The 17,094-nt window shown below is 67.6% G+C and carries 14 protein-coding genes and 1 riboswitch; of the genes, 6 read left to right on the top strand and 8 right to left on the bottom strand.

Features of this window, described 5'->3' with window-relative positions; genetic code table 11:
• The first annotated feature begins 14 nt into the window (after positions 1-14).
• From AC1RM6_RS16625 to AC1RM6_RS16615, 3 genes are all read left to right on the top strand, one after another.
• A complete protein-coding gene (locus AC1RM6_RS16625) occupies positions 15-920 on the top strand; it encodes a pseudouridine synthase (protein ID WP_493103151.1) in 906 nt (301 codons plus the stop codon).
• 4 nt (positions 921-924) lie between these two features.
• A complete protein-coding gene (gene rsmD / locus AC1RM6_RS16620) occupies positions 925-1,446 on the top strand; it encodes a 16S rRNA (guanine(966)-N(2))-methyltransferase RsmD (RefSeq protein ID WP_493103149.1) in 522 nt (173 codons plus the stop codon).
• Between the two features lie 100 nt (positions 1,447-1,546).
• On the top strand, positions 1,547-3,016 hold the full coding sequence (locus tag AC1RM6_RS16615; protein WP_493103147.1) for a diguanylate cyclase domain-containing protein: 1,470 nt from the start codon (positions 1,547-1,549) through the stop codon (positions 3,014-3,016).
• 104 nt (positions 3,017-3,120) lie between these two features.
• Here the strand turns inward: AC1RM6_RS16615 and gcvPB are convergent, their stop codons facing one another.
• The 5 genes from gcvPB to AC1RM6_RS16590 form a co-directional block, all read right to left on the bottom strand.
• Complete coding sequence (gcvPB, locus tag AC1RM6_RS16610) at positions 3,121-4,692, bottom strand: aminomethyl-transferring glycine dehydrogenase subunit GcvPB (protein ID WP_493103145.1); 1,572 nt, start codon at positions 4,690-4,692, stop codon at positions 3,121-3,123.
• The gene (gene gcvPA, locus AC1RM6_RS16605) at positions 4,689-6,059 is read right to left on the bottom strand and encodes an aminomethyl-transferring glycine dehydrogenase subunit GcvPA (protein WP_493103143.1); all 1,371 of its coding nucleotides are present in this window, start codon (positions 6,057-6,059) and stop codon (positions 4,689-4,691) included. The genes gcvPB and gcvPA overlap by 4 nt, the downstream gene beginning before the upstream one ends.
• Before the next feature lie 158 nt (positions 6,060-6,217).
• Positions 6,218-6,589: a glycine cleavage system protein GcvH gene (gene gcvH, locus AC1RM6_RS16600; protein WP_493103142.1), complete on the bottom strand. Its 372-nt coding sequence runs from the start codon at positions 6,587-6,589 to the stop codon at positions 6,218-6,220.
• Positions 6,590-6,593: 4 nt separating this feature from the next.
• Positions 6,594-7,733 carry a glycine cleavage system aminomethyltransferase GcvT gene (gene gcvT / locus AC1RM6_RS16595; RefSeq protein WP_493103140.1) on the bottom strand — a complete coding sequence of 380 codons (1,140 nt, stop codon included), beginning with the start codon at positions 7,731-7,733 and terminating at the stop codon, positions 6,594-6,596.
• Positions 7,734-7,907: 174 nt separating this feature from the next.
• Positions 7,908-8,005, bottom strand: a riboswitch (glycine riboswitch).
• A 379-nt stretch (positions 8,006-8,384) separates the two neighbouring features.
• The gene (locus AC1RM6_RS16590) at positions 8,385-9,035 is read right to left on the bottom strand and encodes a hypothetical protein (protein WP_493103138.1); all 651 of its coding nucleotides are present in this window, start codon (positions 9,033-9,035) and stop codon (positions 8,385-8,387) included.
• A gap of 98 nt (positions 9,036-9,133) precedes the next feature.
• Between AC1RM6_RS16590 and ispH the strand changes: the two genes are divergently transcribed.
• From ispH to rnhA, 3 genes are read left to right on the top strand one after another with little or no spacing between them, the layout of a single operon-like run.
• Positions 9,134-10,129, top strand: a complete 996-nt coding sequence (gene ispH / locus AC1RM6_RS16585) for a 4-hydroxy-3-methylbut-2-enyl diphosphate reductase (RefSeq protein ID WP_493103136.1) — start codon at positions 9,134-9,136, stop codon at positions 10,127-10,129.
• Positions 10,129-11,091, top strand: a complete 963-nt coding sequence (thrB, locus tag AC1RM6_RS16580; RefSeq protein WP_493103134.1) for a homoserine kinase — start codon at positions 10,129-10,131, stop codon at positions 11,089-11,091. The genes ispH and thrB overlap by 1 nt, the downstream gene beginning before the upstream one ends.
• 8 nt (positions 11,092-11,099) lie before the next feature.
• Positions 11,100-11,570 carry a ribonuclease HI gene (rnhA, locus tag AC1RM6_RS16575; protein WP_493103132.1) on the top strand — a complete coding sequence of 157 codons (471 nt, stop codon included), beginning with the start codon at positions 11,100-11,102 and terminating at the stop codon, positions 11,568-11,570.
• A gap of 208 nt (positions 11,571-11,778) precedes the next feature.
• On the opposite strand, the gene AC1RM6_RS16570 is transcribed toward rnhA, so the two are convergent.
• The 3 genes from AC1RM6_RS16570 to secA all read right to left on the bottom strand — a co-directional run bounded on the left by AC1RM6_RS16570 (position 11,779) and on the right by secA (position 17,037).
• Entirely contained in the window at positions 11,779-13,749 is a 1,971-nt protein-coding gene (locus AC1RM6_RS16570; RefSeq protein WP_493103130.1) for a PAS domain-containing hybrid sensor histidine kinase/response regulator, read from the bottom strand.
• A 158-nt stretch (positions 13,750-13,907) separates the two neighbouring features.
• Complete coding sequence (locus tag AC1RM6_RS16565) at positions 13,908-14,282, bottom strand: YbaN family protein (RefSeq protein ID WP_493103128.1); 375 nt, start codon at positions 14,280-14,282, stop codon at positions 13,908-13,910.
• Between the two features lie 19 nt (positions 14,283-14,301).
• Positions 14,302-17,037, bottom strand: coding sequence for a preprotein translocase subunit SecA (gene secA / locus AC1RM6_RS16560; RefSeq protein WP_493103127.1), 2,736 nt, complete (start codon positions 17,035-17,037; stop codon positions 14,302-14,304).
• Positions 17,038-17,094 lie beyond the last annotated feature (57 nt).

The following is a 17,094-nucleotide window of genomic DNA, read 5'->3' as shown; positions in this document are numbered from 1 at the left end:
TAGAGAGCGCAGCCATGCGCCCCCCCAAATCCCCGTCCGACCGCCCCGCCGCCGGCTCGAAATTTCCGCCCAAGCTCGGCCGCCGCCAGGCGCGGGCCCGCCCCGCGGGCACCGGCGCCAAGCCGGTCGGCGCCAATCCGCACCCCGCCCGCGCCGCCGCGCGCGCCGGCAAGGAACCGCAGCGGATCGCCAAGCTGCTGGCGCGCGCCGGCATCGCCTCGCGCCGCGAGATCGAACGGATGATCGAGGAAGGCCGGGTCGCGATCGACGGCACCGCGATCGACACGCCGGCGACGCTGCTGACCTCGCTCGACAAGGTCACCGTCGACGGCAAGCCGGTCGCGGCCCCCGAGCCGACCCGGCTGTTCCTCTACCACAAGCCCGCCGGGCTGCTGACCACCGAGCGCGACCCCAAGGGCCGGCCGACCATCTACGACAAGCTGCCCGCCGGGCTGCCGCGGGTGATGCCGGTCGGACGGCTCGATCTCAACACCGAAGGGCTGCTGCTGCTGACCACCGACGGCGAGTTCAAGCGCCAGCTCGAACTGCCCTCGACCGGGATCGAGCGCACCTACCGCGCCCGCGCCTATGGCAATATCAGCCAGGAGCAGCTCGAGGACCTGATCGAGGGGATCGAGATCGAGGGGATCCGCTACGGATCGATCGACGCCAATCTCGAACGGCGGACCGGCGCCAATGTCTGGATCGAGATGAAGCTGAAAGAGGGCAAGAATCGCGAGGTCCGCAACGTCCTCGAACATCTCGGCCTGCGGGTCTCGCGGCTGATCCGCATCGCCTATGGCGCGTTCGAACTCGGCGACCTCGCCCCCGGCGAAGTCGGCGAGATCCTGCAGAACCAGCTGGTCGCCTTCCGCAAATCGATGCCCAAGACCAAGGGCCCGAAGATCCCGCAGGAATAGCCGCATGCGCATCATTGCCGGCCAATGGCGAGGGCGCAGCCTGATCGCGCCTGACGGCCTCGCCACCCGCCCGACCAGCGACCGCACCCGCGAGGCGCTGTTCTCGATGCTCGCCAGCCGGCTCGGCAGTTTCGAGGGGCTGCGGGTCGCCGACATCTGCGCGGGCACCGGCGCGCTCGGGCTCGAGGCGCTGTCGCGCGGGGCGGCGCATTGCAGCTTCGTCGAGCGCGACCGCACCGCGATCGAGGCGCTCAAGGCCAATATCGCCAAGCTGGGCGCCGCGGGCGAGGTGCGGGCGATGGCCGCCGAGGGCTTTTCGGGCGGGCCGTTCGACCTGGTGCTGATCGACCCGCCTTATGGCACGGGCCTCGGCCAGAAGATCCTGCCGAAGATCGGCCTCGCCGCCGGCGGCTGGGCGAGCCTGGAGACCGCCAAGGCCGAAACCGTCGAGGTGCCCGGCTTCACGGTCGAGGCCGAGCGCGTCCACGGCAAGGCCAGGATCACCCTGCTGCGCGCCGCAATCTGAGCTATCGACGATACAATTCGTTACGGATTACGACAGGCTTCATTAACCAAGATCATGTTAGTTCACAGACCTTCGATGACGGTGTGTGCTGGTGTGCTTGATGGTTGAACATGGCTTAAACGAACGGCAGCGCCTGGCCACCCTCGCCGCCCTCGATCTGCTCGATACCGATCCCGAACCCGATTTCGACCGAATCGTCGGCCTCGCCCGTGCGACCAGCGGCTGTCCGATGGCGGTCATCTCGCTGATCGACGCCGATCGCCAGTGGTTCAAGGCGCGTTGCGGAATCGACGCCGCCGGCACCCCGCGCGAACAGGCTTTCTGCGCGCATGCGATCCAGCGCAGCGAGATGATGGTGGTGCCCGACGCGACGCTCGATCCGCGCTTCGCCGACAATCCGCTGGTGACCGGCGCGCCGCATGTCCGCTTCTATGCCGGGGTCCCGCTGTTCGGCGGCCTGCCCGGCGGGGAACGGGTGGCGCTCGGCACGCTGTGCGTGATCGACGACCGGCCGCACGCCTTCGACGCCGCGCGGGCCGAAGCGCTGACCAATCTCGCCCGGCTGGCCGAGGCGCTGATCGAGGCACGCACCCTCGCCATTCGCGCCGCCCAGCTGGCCGAGGAACGCCGCCTCCATCTCGAGAAGATGGCGCGGCAGGACCGGCAGTTCCGCCAGGCCGAACGGATCGCCGACATCGGTTCGTGGCACATGACCCTGGCCGATGGCGCGCTGACCTGGTCCGACCAGACCTTCGCGATCCATGAGATACCGATCGGCGAGCCGCCCGCGGTCGACGCCGCGCTCGACTTCTACCCGCCCGACGCCCGCGACCGGATCACCGCCGCGCTCGAACGCACCGTCGCCACCGGCGTGCCGTTCGACGTCGAAAGCGATTTCGTCACCGCGCGCGGCACCCGGCGGCGGGTGCGCAGCATGGGCGAGCTCGAGACCCGCAACGGCCTGCCCTATGCGGTGATCGGCGTCTTTCAGGACGTCACCGCCGATTATGAGATCGAACAGGCGCTCCGGCGGACGGCGAGCACCGACGACCTGACCGGCCTCGCCAATCGCGGGCGGCTCCACCAGGTGCTCGACGCGGCGATCGCCGACGCGCGCGAGATCGACAGTCCGCTCGCGCTGCTGATGATCGATCTCGACGGGTTCAAGGCGCTCAACGACAATTGCGGCCATGCCGCGGGCGACGCGATGCTGCAGCTGATGGCGCGGCGGCTCCAGGCGCCGCATCTCGCCGGCTGTTTTCCGGCGCGGCTGGGCGGCGACGAATTCGTGCTGGTGGTGCCCGGCCGCGACCCCGCCGCGCTCGATCGGCTGCTGCGCCGCCTGCTCGTCGAGCTGCGCCATGTCCATGTCGGCGACGGCCATTATATGCCGATATCGGGCACGATCGGCGCGGCCTGGCTCGACGGATCGGTGCTCGGCCGCATCGACCTGCTCCACCGCGCCGACATCGCGCTCTACGAAGCGAAGCGCACCAAGCGCGGCACCGCGCGCATCCATGACGGTGCCACCGGCATCGACGCGCCCGGCGAGGCCAGGCGCGCCGCCTGAGTGACATAGAATATCAGGTGGAACGCCTGATATTCTGAATATTTCCGCACATCAGAAACCGAGAGCAGGCCGTCCGATACGATCGGATGGCCTGCCCCGCATGTTCACTCCGCCGCCTGCGTCAGCGGCGCGTCCTTCCACACCAGCACCGGCTTGCGTGCGGCGGCAGTCTCGTCGAGGCGGCGGCGCGGGGCGAGCGCGGGCGCGGCCTTGAGCGCCGGGTCGCCCTGGCGGGCGCGGTTGGCGATCGAGCGCAGCGCGCCGATGAACTGATCGAGGGTCGCCTTGCCCTCGGTTTCGGTCGGCTCGACCAGCATCGCACCATGGACGACGAGCGGGAAATACATCGTCATCGGGTGGAAGCCCTCGTCGATCAGCCCCTTGGCGATGTCGAGGGTGGTGAAGCCCTCGGCGAGGCCGTCGTCGCTGAACAGCGCCTCGTGCATGCACGGCCCCGAAAAGCCGAACGGCGCGTCGAGCACGTCGTCGAGGCTGCGCAGGATATAGTTGGCGTTGAGCACCGCATCCTCGGCGACCTGGCGCAGGCCGTCGGCGCCGTGGCTGAGGATGTAAGTGAGCGCGCGGGTGAACATCCCCATCTGACCATGGAACGCCGCCATCCGGCCGAAGCTCGACGCATGATGGTCGCCGGCGGTCTCTTCCTCGATCAGCGCATAGTCGTCGCCCTGCTTCTCGACGAAGGGCAAAGGCGCGAACGGCGCCAGCGCCTTCGAGAAGACCACCGGGCCCGAGCCCGGGCCGCCGCCGCCATGCGGGGTCGAGAAGGTCTTGTGGAGGTTGATGTGCATCGCGTCGATGCCGAGGTCGCCCGGGCGGACGCGGCCGACGATCGCGTTGAAATTGGCGCCGTCGCAATAGACCAGCGCGCCCGCAGCGTGGACCGCGTCGGAGATCGTCCGCATGTCGCGCTCGAACAGGCCGCAGGTGTTCGGATTCGTGATCATCACCGCCGCGACGTCGGACCCGAGCCGTGCCTGAAGCGCGGCGAGATCGACCCGCCCCTCGGCGGTCGCCGGGATATTCTCGACCGCATAGCCGCAAAAGGCCGCGGTCGCCGGGTTCGTGCCATGCGCCGATTCGGGGACGAGGATCACCGAACGCGCGTCGCCGCGCGCCTCGAGCGCGGCGCGGATCGCCAGCAGGCCGCACAGTTCGCCATGCGCGCCGGCCTTGGGCGCCATCGCCACCGCCGGCATGCCGGTCAGCGTCTTGAGCCATTCGCCGAGCTGGTGGATCACCGCGAAGGCGCCCTGGACGGTGTCGACCGGGGCAAGCGGGTGGATGTCGGCGAAGCCGGGCAGCCGCGCCACCTTCTCGTTGAGGCGCGGATTATGCTTCATCGTGCACGAGCCGAGCGGGAACAGGCCGAGGTCGATCCCGTAATTCTGTCGGCTGAGTCGGGTATAATGGCGCACCGCCTCGGGTTCGGGCAGGCCCGGCAGGCCGATCGGCCGGTTGCGTTCGAGCCCGCCGAGCCGCGAGGCGACCTTGGGCGCTTCGGCGAAATCGACGCCGGTGCGGCCATAATCGGCCTGCTCGAAGATCAGCGCCTCCTCGAGCATCAGCGCGCGGTTGCCGGTGAAGGTCTCGACCGCTTCGCCACCGCCGATGCCGGTTTCGGGACGGGTGACCCGGCCTTCATTGTTCATGCTCATGCCGCCAACTCCGCTTCGAGGGCCGAGGCCAGGGTTTCGACGTCCTCGGCGCTGGTCGTCTCGGTGACCGCGACGACGAGGCCGTTGGCGAGGTCGGGGGCGTCGGGATAGAGCCGGCCGAGCGAGACGCCGCCGAGAATGCCCTGTTCGGCGAGCGCGCGGACCAGCGGCCGCGCCTCCTTCGACAGTTTCAGGGTGAATTCGTTGAAGAAGGCGCCGTTGACCAGTTCGACGCCGGGCACCTGCGCCAGCCGGTCGGCCGCGGCGACCGCGCCGGCATGGTTGAGCATGGCGAGCTGCCGCAGCCCGGTCTCGCCGAGCAGGGTCATGTGCGCCGAGAAGGCGAGCGCACACAGGCCGGCATTGGTGCAGATGTTCGAGGTCGCCTTTTCGCGGCGGATATGCTGCTCGCGGGTCGACAGGGTCAGCACGAAGCCGCGCTTGCCGGCGGCATCCTGGGTGACCCCGGCGAGGCGGCCCGGCATCTGGCGGACATATTTGTCGGCGCAGGCGAACAGCCCGACATAGGGACCGCCGAAGTTGAGGCCGACGCCGATCGACTGGCCCTCGCCGACGACGATGTCGGCGCCCATCTCGCCCGGCGAGGTGATCGCGCCGAGCGACACCGGCTCGGTCACAACCGCGATCAGCAGCGCGCCCTTGGCGTGGCAGGCGGCGGCGAGTTCGGACAGATCGGCGACATGGCCGAGGATGTTGGGATTCTGGACGACGACGCAGCTCGTGTCGCCGTCGATCGCCGCGAGCAGCCGCGCCATGTCGTCACCGGGCGCGCCCGGGGTCAGATCGGGGGTGGCGATGTCGAGCAGGTCGCCGGTGAAGCGCGCCATCGTCTTCGACAGGCTGACATAATGGGGGTGGAGCCCGGCCGAGAGGATCGCCTTGCCGCGCTTGGTCACCCGGCGCGCCATCACGATCGCCTCCCAGCAGGCGGTCGAGCCGTCATACATCGAGGCGTTGGCGACGTCGCAGCCGAACAGCCGCGCGACCTGGGTCTGGAATTCGAACAGCGCCTGGAGCGTGCCTTGGGCGATCTCAGGCTGATAGGGGGTGTAGCTGGTCAGGAACTCGCCGCGCTGGATCAGATGATCGACGCTGGCGGGGACATGATGCTTGTAGGCGCCGCAGCCGAGGAAGAAGGGCGCCTCGCCCGCCGCCAGATTCCGGCGCGCCAGCGCGGACATATGCCGCTCGACCGCGATCTCGGACGCATGGGCGGGCAGCCCCGCGATCGGGCCGTCGAGCTGGGCGACAGCGGGCACGTCGACGAACAGATCGTCGATCGACGCCGCGCCGATCGTCCGGAGCATCGCGCCGCGATCGGCATCGGTGAGGGGAAGGTAGCGCATTTCCAAATCTCCCCCCTCCCGCTTGCGGGAGGGGCAGGGGGTGGGTGGCGGAACCGGGGGCTCGATGCCCCCGGTGGAGCTTTTGCGGGGCACTGGGAAGGCTCGCTACGCTCGCCACCCACCCCAAACCCCTCCCTAAGAGGGAGGGGCTTAAGTCGTCAAAGCGTCGCGCAGAGCGCCTTGTACTCGTCGGCGTCCATCAGGCCTTCGAGCTCGGCCGGATCGGCGAGGGTCAGCTTGAAGAACCAGCCGGCGCCCTCGGGGGCCGAGTTGACCAGCGCAGGATCTTCCTCGAGCGCCGGATTCGATTCGGTGACGGTGCCAGTGACCGGCGAATAGACGTCGGAGGCCGCCTTGACCGATTCGACGACGGCGGCATCGGCGCCCTTCTCGACGGTCTTGCCGGCCGCCGGCAATTCGACGAACACGATGTCGCCGAGCTGGCCCTGCGCGAAATCGGTGATGCCGACGGTGGCGCTGCCGCCCTCGACTTCGATCCACTCATGGTCCTTGGTGTAATAGGTCGTCATCGGGTCAGGCTCCCTTGCGGACATAGCGATGGGGGACGAACGGCATCGGCGCGACGGTGGCCGCGAGCCGCTTGCCGCGGACGTCGATCTGCAGCGCAGTGCCGGTGGCGGCGTGGGCGGCGGACACATAGCCCATCGCGATCGGCGCCTGCAGCGACGGGCTGAACCCGCCCGAGGTCACGACCCCGACCAGCGTGTCGCCGGCAAAAACCTGCGCGCCCTCGCGCGCGGGCAGCCGGCCTTCGACCGCGAGGCCGATCCGCTTCGACGGCGGGCCGTCGGCGAAATGGCGGATGATGCGATCGGCGCCCGGAAAGCCGCCTTCGGCGCGGCGGCGCTTGGGCACCGCGAAGCCGAGCCCGGCCATCGCCGGGTCGCTGCTCGTATCGAGATCATGGCCGTAGAGCGGCAGCCCGGCCTCGAGCCGCAGCGAGTCGCGCGCGCCGAGCCCGATCGGCTTCACCTCGGGCTGGTCGGCGAGCAGGGTCGCGATCCGATCGGCGGCCTCGGCGGGGATCGAGATTTCGAAGCCGTCCTCGCCGGTATAGCCCGAACGGCTGATCCAGGCGGGAATGCCGTCGATCTCGAACGCGCCGGCGGTCATGAAGACGAGCTTTTCGACCCCGGGCACCAGCCGCGACAGCGCGGCGACCGCCTCGGGGCCCTGCAGCGCGAGCAGCGCCTGTTCGTCGAGATGATGGAGGGTGATCTCCTCGGGCAGCATCTCGTGGAGATGGCCGATATCGTCGGCCTTGGTCGCGCCGTTGACGACGAGGTAGAAATTGGCAGCGCCGAACAAGCCTGCCCCCGGCAACCTTGTTACCATCAGATCGTCGAGGATGCCGCCATCCTCGTCGAGCAACAGCGAATAGCGCATCTTGTCGGTGCCGAGGCCGATGATGTCGCCGGGCAACAGCTTTTCGAGCTCGGCATCGACCGCCTCGCCGCTGACCAGCAACTGACCCATATGCGAGACGTCGAACAGCCCGGCATGCTCGCGGGTCCACAGATGCTCGGCGATGATGCCGTCATATTGGATCGGCATCTGATAGCCGGCGAAGGCCACCATCCGCGCGCCGCGGTTGCGGTGCCACTGGTCGAGCGGCAGCTCCTGGATGATGTCGTCTGGTTCCTGCTCGCTCATCGATCGCTCCGGACTTTAGGGACAGAAGTCCGCACCACCCGGAAGGATGGCGCCAACCACTGCCCCCTCTGTCACGGAACCTGAGAGCTTTCGCGCGGGCCTCGACGACCCGGCTTACCCCTTCGGTGGGGCGACGGCGGATGACCCGCCTCGCCCGCTTTCCAGAGTGCCGTACCTGTCCGCGCGGTCCTTCGGCCTGAGAGATTCCGGGGCGGTTGCTCCTTCGGCGGCCGCAGACCCTGGGGTCTCCGACGCTCTCCCGCGCGGCCATCCGCTGGTGTGACCCGGCGGCGGCTTGCAGAGGCACGCTTGGCCTGTGCGATAGATGGTGTCAACGTCGATAGGGCGGGCCAGCGGAGTTTTTTGACGGCCCAACGATGTTGGGCGCCTCTGACGCCTGGCGGTCGGCATCCGCCTCCCTTGGCTTCGCGCCAATAAGGCGCGGCGGCCGTTCGGCCTTGCGGGCCGTTGCGCGCCCCGTTCCACCTTTCCTTTTCACCGTCCGAGCAAGACAGAGAGAAGAAGAACCAACGGAGGCGCAGCCTCCGCAAGGCCGAACGGCCGCCCGAGCTTATTGCGAGGAAGCCAAGGACGGCGGATGCCGGCCGCCCGGCGTTTGAGGGCGGGGCCGACATCGTCGGCCCCTTCAAACTACCGCGTCGCGTTGTACGCGAGCTGGCTTTCGCTGAGCTGGAAGCCGACCAGCAGCTCGAAATTGGCCTTGCTCACCGCGTCCTTGATGCCGGGCTCGGTCATCGGATCGAGCGCGGCGTCGGCGTCGCCGACCTTGCGCTTGCGGGTGATGCGCTGGAGGATTTCGGGCGGCAGCGTCGCCGCCGCCTTCGACACCGCGGCGGTGGCGCTGGCATGCGCGGTCGCGCGCTCGGCACCGTCGGCGAAGCTGATCGTCACCTGGCCGATCTGCTTCGACTCGATTTCGGTGCCGGCGCGCAGCACCGTCGCGAAATAAGGCAAGGTCACCGTGCGCGCGCCCGTGGTGCCGGTGCGGCGCGCCTCGACGTCGAAGCTGGCGGTCACCTGGATCGGATCGGTGTCGCCGCTGCAGGTCGTGGACAGGTTGGTGATCGTCGCGGTGGTGTCGATCGCCCCGGTGGTGCGGTCGGCGGCCGAGCTGAACAGGGTGACGTCACCGGTATAGGTCGGGATCGCGACCGCCGGGCAGGACGAACGCGCGATCTTCACGCCGCCGGTCTCGTCGAAGTCCATGCCCGATCTGCACGCCATGAGCGGAAGGAAGGCGAGGATGATCGCTGTGGTCTTGAAGCTCGGCAATTGCAGCATCCTTGATAAGCCGGTTCGCGTGGGCGTCGCCCGGGGAAGTCGGCGGCGATCATAGGAACCGCCTTCCGCGCAGGCAAGCAATCGCGTAGAGGCGCGCCATGCCCGGCCTCGAAACGCCCCCGCCCTCATCGCCGTCCCAGCCCTCGGCTCCATCCTCGGCGCGCCCGCCGCTGACGCTGCTGATCGCGGCGCCGCGCGGTTTCTGCGCCGGGGTCGACCGCGCAATCCGGATCGTCGAACTGGCGATCGAGAAATATGGCGCGCCGGTCTATGTCCGCCACGAGATCGTCCACAACAAATATGTCGTCGACGACCTCAAGGCGAAGGGCGCGATCTTCGTCGAGGAACTCGACGAGGTGCCCGACGACGTGCCGGTGGTGTTCTCGGCGCACGGCGTGCCCAAGGCGGTGCCGACCAAGGCCGCCGAGCGCGGGCTCAACTATCTCGACGCGACCTGCCCGCTGGTGTCGAAGGTCCATCGCCAGGCCGAGCGGCTGGTCGCCAACGGCCACCATATCCTGTTCATCGGTCACAAGGGCCACCCCGAGGTGATCGGTACCTTCGGGCAAGTCTCCGATGGGCTGATGACGCTGGTCGAAACCGCCGAGGACGCCGAACGGCTGGTGCGGCCGGCCGACAAGCTCGCCTTCCTGACCCAGACCACGCTGTCGGTCGACGACACCGCCGAGATGATCGGGGTGCTGATGCGCCGCTTTCCCGAGATCGCGGCACCGCGGAGCGAAGATATCTGCTACGCGACGTCGAACCGCCAGGCGGCGGTCAAGGCGATCGCCGCGCAGTGCGACGCGATGCTGGCGATCGGCGCGCCGAACAGCTCGAACTCGGTCCGGCTGGTCGAGGTCGCGTCGCGGGTCGGCGTCAAGGCGCGGCTGATCCAGCGCGCCGACGAGATCGATTTCGACTGGCTCGAGGGGGTCCGCACCCTCGGCATCACCGCCGGCGCCTCCGCGCCCGAGATCCTGGTCCGCGAACTGGTCGACGCGCTCGCCACCCGCTTCACCATCGACGAACGCGAGGTCGAGACCGTGACCGAGGACATGCTGTTCAAGCTGCCACGCAGCCTGGTCGCCTGATGGCCGTCTATACCCAGGTGTCGCCGGAGGAGATGACAGCCTTCCTCCACCGCTACGATCATGGCACGCTGCTGTCGGCCAAGGGCATCGCCGAGGGCGTCGAGAACAGTAATTACCTGATCGAGACGACCAGCAACCGCTTCATCCTGACGCTCTACGAGAAGAGGGTGAATGTCGACGACCTGCCCTTCTTCTTCGCGCTGCTCGACCATCTCGCCGACAAGGGGCTGAACATCCCGCGCGCGTTGCGCGACCGCGACGGGCAACAGCTCCAGACGTTGGCCGGGCGGCCAGCCTGCCTGATCGAGTTCCTCAGCGGGGTTTCGGTGACGTCGCCGACCCCGGCGCAGGCGCGCGCCGCCGGCGGCGCGCTCGGCGACATGCACAAGGCGCTCGCCGATTTCCGCCCGAGCCGCCCGAACAGTCTGGGCCTGGCCGGCTGGCACGAACTCGCTACGCGCTGCGGCGACGATCTCGACCGGATCGAGGCCGGTTTGCGCGACCGGGTCGCGGACGAACTCGCCTTTCTCGACGCCAACTGGCCGCACCATCTGCCGACCTCGGTGGTTCACGCCGACATGTTCCCCGACAATGTGCTGATGCTCGGCGATGCGGTGAGCGGGGTGATCGATTTCTATTTCGCCTGCACCGACATCCGCGCCTGGGATGTGGCGGTCACCCATTCGGCGTGGTGCTTCTCGGCCGACGGCCGGCATTTCCACCCCGAACTCGGTCGCGCGCTGATCGCGGGCTACGACCAGCGCTTCGGGCTGAGCGAGCTCGAGCGCGCCGCCTTCACCATATTGGCGCGCGGATCGGCGCTGCGATTCCTGCTGACCCGTGCCTGGGACTGGCTCAACACCCCTGCCGACGCGATGGTGACCCGCAAGGACCCGCTCGCTTATCGTCGCCGGCTCGATTTCTATGCCGAAGTGGATCCCGATATGCTGGTGGGCGCGTGAGCGAAGCGATGACGAACGAATCCGCAACCGAATTGCCGCTGGTCGAAATCGCGACCGACGGCGCCTGCAAGGGCAATCCCGGCCCCGGCGGCTGGGGCGCGGTGCTGCGCTTCGGCGGGCGCGAGAAGGATATGTCGGGCGCGGAGAATCCGAGCACCAACAACCGCATGGAGCTGATGGCGGCGATCCGCGCGCTCGAGGCGCTCACCAAGCCGTGCCGGGTCAAGCTGTCGACCGACAGCCGCTATGTGATGGACGGCCTCACCAAGTGGATCCATGGCTGGCGCAAGAATGGCTGGAAGACCGCCGACAAGAAGCCGGTCAAGAATGCCGACCTCTGGCAGCGCCTGCTCGCCGCCAGCGCCCCGCACCGGATCGAATGGCTGTGGGTGAAGGGCCATGCCGGCCACCCCGACAATGAACGCGCCGACAAGCTGGCGAGCGACGCGGCGCTGGGACGGGTCGTCGAATCGGCCTGAGAGGCGGCGTTGCGCGCGGCCAGCGTCGCGCGCGGTGTCTCGACTGCGCTCGACACGAACGGTTTAAAAATAAGCGGTGGTGATAGAGCGCCAACGGACCCGCAGGGTCCGCAAGGCCGAACGGCCGCCGCGCCTTATTGGCGCGAAGCCAAGGGGCGCGGATGCGCCCCGCCCGGCGTCTGAGGGACCAAAACAAAAAACCACAAAATCACCCCAGTGATTTTGCCACGAACTCCGGTTCGACGACATTATCGATCGCCTTGGCGATCGGGGTCGGAATGCCGCCCAGTTCGGTGCGCAGATAGATAGCGAGCGCGGCGGCCTGGTCGTGGAGTTCGTCGACCATCGCCGACGGACAGGCCTGCTGGCCGCACTGGCGGGCGATCGAGGCGAGCAGCCGCGACAGCGCGAACTGGCCGAAACTGTCGAGCAGGGTGCGCAGCGCATCGGCTTCGGCCGAGGCGAGTTCCCAGGCGGTGGCGCGAATCGCGGCGGCGATGCGCTGCGGCCGATCGACGACGTCGAACAGCAGCATCTTCATCAGCACCGCGGCATCCTCATAGCCGGCCTGTTCGACCAGCCAGCTCAGCCGCTCGCGGTTGAAGCGGTCGGCGAGCGACTCGGTCTGGAGCACCGCGCTGCGCCGCATCTTGTCGATCATCTCGATCAGCTGGCTCGACACGATCGGCTTGGGCAGGAAATTATCGATCCCCGCCTCGAAATATTGGCGGCGGCGCTCGGGCATCGCATCGGCGCTGATCGCGAGGATCGGGGTTTCGGACGCCGGCGGATCGAGCGCACGGATCGCGCGGGTCGCGCCGAGCCCGTCGAGCTCGGGCATCTGCATGTCCATCAGCACGAGGTCGAAGGGCTGCGAGGTCATCGCGCTGATCGCCTTGCGGCCATCCTCGACCGCGACGACGTCATGGCCCTGGCGGACGAGCAGCGCCGACATCAGCCGGCGGTTGATCGGATTATCCTCGGCCAGCAATATCCTGAGCGGCCCCGACGGGCGGCCGTCGCCATTGGCGGCTACCGGCACCTGCGGCGCGACCTGCCGGGCGAAGGGCAGTTCGACGCTGCAGATCGATCCCTGTCCGGCCTCGCTCGAGACCGCGATCGATCCGCCCATCGCCTCGGCGAGCTGGCGGCTGATCGCGAGGCCGAGGCCGAGCCCCGACGGCGAACCGCCCTGCACCCGCGCCAGCGAGGCATCGGCCTGTTCGAAGCGTGAGAAGATGCGGCCGAGCGTGTCCTGGCCGATGCCGGCGCCCGTGTCGCGCACCACCACCATCCAGTAATCGGCGTCGTTGGTGCTGCGCGACGGCGACAGGGTGATCGAGATCGTCCCGCCTTCGGTGGTCTTGATCGCGTTGCCGACGAGGTTCGAGACGATCTGCTGGACCCGCGAGGCATCGCCGCGCACCGTCGCCGGATCGCCGTCGAGACCGTTGGCGTCGAGGCGGACCGCCTTCATCGTCGCGCTCGACTGGAACAGGTCGATCGTGTTGCGGACGAGACCCTTGAGATCGAAATCGCGCGCATCGAGGACGATCCGCCCGGCCTCGACCCGCGAATAATCGAGCACGTCGTCGAGCACGCTCATCAGCGTGCAGGTCGACTGCGACAGATTTTCGAGCAGCCGGACCCGCTGCATGTCGACCGGATCGTCGCGCAGCAGATCGATCGTGCCGAGCATGCCGGTCATCGGCGTGCGGATCTCATGAGTCATGACCGCGAGGAAATCGGCCTTGGCGCGCTCGGCGCTGCGGGCATGGTCGCGCGCCGCGATCAGTTCGCGCTCGCGCGTCACCTCGGCGCCGACATCGCGGGCGACCCCGAGCAGCGCATCGGCGCCGTCGCGCCGGCCCGACATCGCGATATGGGTGTAGGTGTCGTCGGGAAGCCGCCAGCGGAAACGGATTTCGGCGAGATCGCCGGTCTCGCGGGCATGGTCGAGCGCACTGAGCACCCCGACCCGATCATCGGGATGATAGCGTTCGGCGACCCAGTCCTGAGTCGGCACCCGATCCTCGGGGAAGCCGGTGAGGAGATGCATCTGGCGCGACCAGACCAGCGAGCCGTCGGTGAAATCGAGGCGCCAATAGCCGAAGCCGGCGAGCGATTCCGCCAGCACGAGCAACCGATTCGTTTCCGAAATCTGATCGTCCGGCGTCACTGTCGCTCCTGCCCCCTCTTCGGAAATCGGCCCTTACACGACTCGATGACTGCACCTCGGCATCGCCCCCCGGCGATCGCCGTTCGTTGCCGAATTCGACGCAACCCACGCATCTATTAAGATGATTCGCCCGGTGCCGCCAGACTGACAATTGCAAATCATTGTTGCGGACGTGTTCCGACGTAGAGCGCGCAGGCCGCGATCGCGAGGCCGACGACCAGTCCGCCCCACAAAGGCGGGCGCACGCCGTAGAGGAAGATCGCATAGCCGCCGGCCATGCTGCCGATCGCCATCATCTTGGCGGGGAGCGGGATCGCCCGGTTCGCGCGCCAGCGGCGCAGCGATGGTCCGAACCATTTATGGTCGAGCAACCAGGTCTCGAACCGGGGCGACGAACGCGCGAAGCAGCCGGCAGCGCCGATCAGGAAGATCGTCGTCGGCATCACCGGCAGCAGCGCACCGATGAAGCCGAGCGCGACCAGCACCCAGCCGAGCGCGAACCAGGCCCAGCGCGTCATCGCGCTGGAGTCCATCCGCGTCGGCTGCGGCGGATCAGAGCGCGCCGTGGCAGTGCTTGAACTTCCGGCCCGATCCGCACGGGCAGGTCGCGTTGCGGCTCAATCCCGCCGCGACCTCGGGGGTCAGCACGAAATCGTCGCCGGCCGGCGCCAGCGCCGCCTGCGGCACCCGGGTGGTGATGTGGCCGAGCGTGCCGGCGTCGAAATCGCGGCTATCGTCCTCGCCGGTCAGCGGATCGATATGGCTGGTGATGAAATCGGGCATCGGCGGCAGTTCGGCGAATTCGGGCGACAGGCTGAACTGGGCGTTGGCGAGGATGCGGGTCACCTCCTCGCGGATCGCGACCAGCATACGCTCGAACAGCGCGAAGGCTTCCTGCTTATATTCGTTGATCGGGGTCTTCTGCGCATAAGCGCGCAGATGGATGACCTGGCGCAGCGCGTCGAGGGTCGACAGATGCTCCTTCCAGTGATGGTCGAGGCTCTGCAGCAGCACGCTCTTTTCGATGCCGTGCCAGCTCGCCTCGTCGATCATCGCGCGCTTGGCGGCGATATGCTCGTCGGCCTTTTCGAGCACGCGCTCGGCGACGACCTCGGGATCGACCCCGTCCTCGGCGATCCACGCCTCGATCGGCAGTTCGAAGCCGAGCGTATCGAGCGCCGTCGCCTTGAGGGTCTCGATATCCCACTGCTCGGCATAGCTGTTGGGCGGGCAGGCCGCGCCGACCAGGGCATTGGCGGTCTCGGCACGCATGTCGGTGACGACGTCGTCGACGGTGTCGGCATCCATGATGTCGGCGCGCTGCTCGTAGATGACCTTGCGCTGGTCGTTCATCACGTCGTCATATTCGACGACCTGCTTGCGGATGTCGTAGTTGCGCGCCTCGACCTTCTTCTGGGCAGTCTCGATCGCCTTGGAGATCCACGGCGACACGATCGCCTCGCCATCGGCGAGATTCTTGTTCATCATCCGCGCGAACATCGTCTGCGGGCCGAAGATGCGCAGCAGATCGTCGTCGAGCGACAGATAGAAACGGCTGAGGCCGGGATCGCCCTGGCGCCCCGAGCGGCCGCGCAGCTGATTGTCGATGCGGCGGCTTTCATGCCGTTCGGTGCCGAGCACGAACAGGCCGCCGGCGGCGAGCACGCGCGCCTTCTCGGCGACGATCTCACCCTTGATCCGCTCGGCGGCGGCGTCATGTTCCGGCGTACCGGCCTCGAGTTCGGGATGTTCGTCGCGCAGCCGGAATTCGAGATTGCCGCCGAGCTGGATGTCGGTGCCGCGGCCGGCCATGTTGGTCGCGATCGTTACAGCACCGAAACGGCCTGCCTGGGCGACGATCGGGGCTTCCTGCTCATGGTAGCGGGCGTTGAGCACCTTGTGCTCGACATTTTCCTTGATCAGGAATTCGGACAGAAGCTCGGACTTCTCGATCGACACGGTGCCGACCAGCACCGGCTGGCCGCGTTCCTTGGCGTCGCGGATCGCCTGGGTGATCGCGGCAAACTTGTCGTTGATATTCTTGTAGAATTCGTCGTCCTCGTCGATCCGCTGCACCGGAACGTTGGTCGGGATGGTGACGACGTTCATCTTGTAGATCTGGAAGAATTCGGGCGCTTCGGTCGCCGCGGTGCCGGTCATGCCGCCCAGCTTGGGGTACATGCGGAAATAATTCTGGAAGGTGACCGAGGCGAGGGTCTGGTTCTCGGGCTCGATCTTGACCCCTTCCTTGGCCTCGACCGCCTGGTGCAGGCCATCCGACCAGCGCCGGCCGTCCATCATCCGGCCGGTGAACTCGTCGATGATGATGACCTTGTCGTCCTTGACGATATAGTCGGTGTCGAGCTTGAACACCTTGTTCGCGCGCATCGCCTGGTTGAGGTGATGGACGACCTGGGTATTCTCGAAATCGTAGAGATTGCCGCCCTCGAGCAGGCCCGCCGCCTCGAGCAGCCGCTCGATCCGCTCGGTGCCGTCCTCGGTGAGCACCACCGAACGCTGCTTCTCGTCGAGCTCATAGTCCGACGCGACCACCTGCTTCACGATATCGTCGATCCGCATGTAGAGCTCGGACTTGTCGTCGGTCGGGCCCGAGATGATCAGCGGGGTGCGCGCCTCGTCGATCAGCACCGAATCGACCTCGTCGACGACCGCGAAATTGAACGGCCGCTGGACCATCAGCGTACGCTCATATTTCATGTTGTCGCGCAGATAGTCGAAACCGAATTCGTTGTTGGTACCGTAGGTGATGTCGGCGGCATAGGCCTCGCGCCGCTCGTGATCGGACAGGTTGGGGATGATCACCCCGACGGTCAACCCGAGGAAGCTGTAGATCTTGCCCATCCAGCCGGCGTCGCGATTGGCGAGATAGTCGTTGACGGTGACGACATGGACGCCCTTGCCCGCCAGCGCGTTGAGATAGACGGCGAGGGTCGCCATCTGGGTCTTGCCTTCGCCGGTCCGCATCTCGGCGATCTCGCCGCGGTGGAGGACGATACCGCCGATCAGCTGGACGTCGTAATGACGCTGGCCGAGCACGCGCTTGGCCGCCTCGCGCACCGTCGCGAACGCCTCGGGCAGGATCGAATCGAGGGTCTCGCCCGCCTCGATCCGCTGGCGAAAGACGCCGGTCTGGTCGGCGAGCTGGGCGTCGGTCATCGCCGCGATGGTCGGTTCGAACCCGTTGATCCGGGTCACGATCGGATGGAGCGACTTCACATAGCGGTCGTTCGACGATCCGAAGATGGCTTTGGCGAGGCCGCCGAGCATGGGCATTCCTTGAAAACATGGGCGCACAGGCGGCCGGGTGAGCCACCGCACGGAGAT

It is taken from the genome of Rhizorhabdus sp. GW822-FHT03C02 (assembly GCF_058801765.1).
Note: the sequence above shows the minus strand (reverse complement) of the source record. Positions and strands in the feature narration are given on the sequence as shown.

Excerpts from the sequence above, each read along its gene's own strand:
- secA (WP_493103127.1), bottom strand. The coding sequence starts at position 17,037 with ATGCTCGGCGGCCTCGCCAAAGCCATCTTCGGATCGTCGAACGACCGC.
- AC1RM6_RS16625 (WP_493103151.1), top strand. The coding sequence starts at position 15 with ATGCGCCCCCCCAAATCCCCGTCCGACCGCCCCGCCGCCGGCTCGAAA.
- gcvPA (WP_493103143.1), bottom strand. The coding sequence starts at position 6,059 with ATGCGCTACCTTCCCCTCACCGATGCCGATCGCGGCGCGATGCTCCGG.
- rnhA (WP_493103132.1), top strand. The coding sequence starts at position 11,100 with ATGACGAACGAATCCGCAACCGAATTGCCGCTGGTCGAAATCGCGACC.
- gcvPB (WP_493103145.1), bottom strand. The coding sequence starts at position 4,692 with ATGAGCATGAACAATGAAGGCCGGGTCACCCGTCCCGAAACCGGCATC.
- AC1RM6_RS16590 (WP_493103138.1), bottom strand. The coding sequence starts at position 9,035 with ATGCTGCAATTGCCGAGCTTCAAGACCACAGCGATCATCCTCGCCTTC.
- gcvH (WP_493103142.1), bottom strand. The coding sequence starts at position 6,589 with ATGACGACCTATTACACCAAGGACCATGAGTGGATCGAAGTCGAGGGC.
- AC1RM6_RS16565 (WP_493103128.1), bottom strand. The coding sequence starts at position 14,282 with ATGGACTCCAGCGCGATGACGCGCTGGGCCTGGTTCGCGCTCGGCTGG.
- AC1RM6_RS16615 (WP_493103147.1), top strand. The coding sequence starts at position 1,547 with ATGGTTGAACATGGCTTAAACGAACGGCAGCGCCTGGCCACCCTCGCC.
- rsmD (WP_493103149.1), top strand. The coding sequence starts at position 925 with ATGCGCATCATTGCCGGCCAATGGCGAGGGCGCAGCCTGATCGCGCCT.
- thrB (WP_493103134.1), top strand. The coding sequence starts at position 10,129 with ATGGCCGTCTATACCCAGGTGTCGCCGGAGGAGATGACAGCCTTCCTC.
- gcvT (WP_493103140.1), bottom strand. The coding sequence starts at position 7,733 with ATGAGCGAGCAGGAACCAGACGACATCATCCAGGAGCTGCCGCTCGAC.
- ispH (WP_493103136.1), top strand. The coding sequence starts at position 9,134 with ATGCCCGGCCTCGAAACGCCCCCGCCCTCATCGCCGTCCCAGCCCTCG.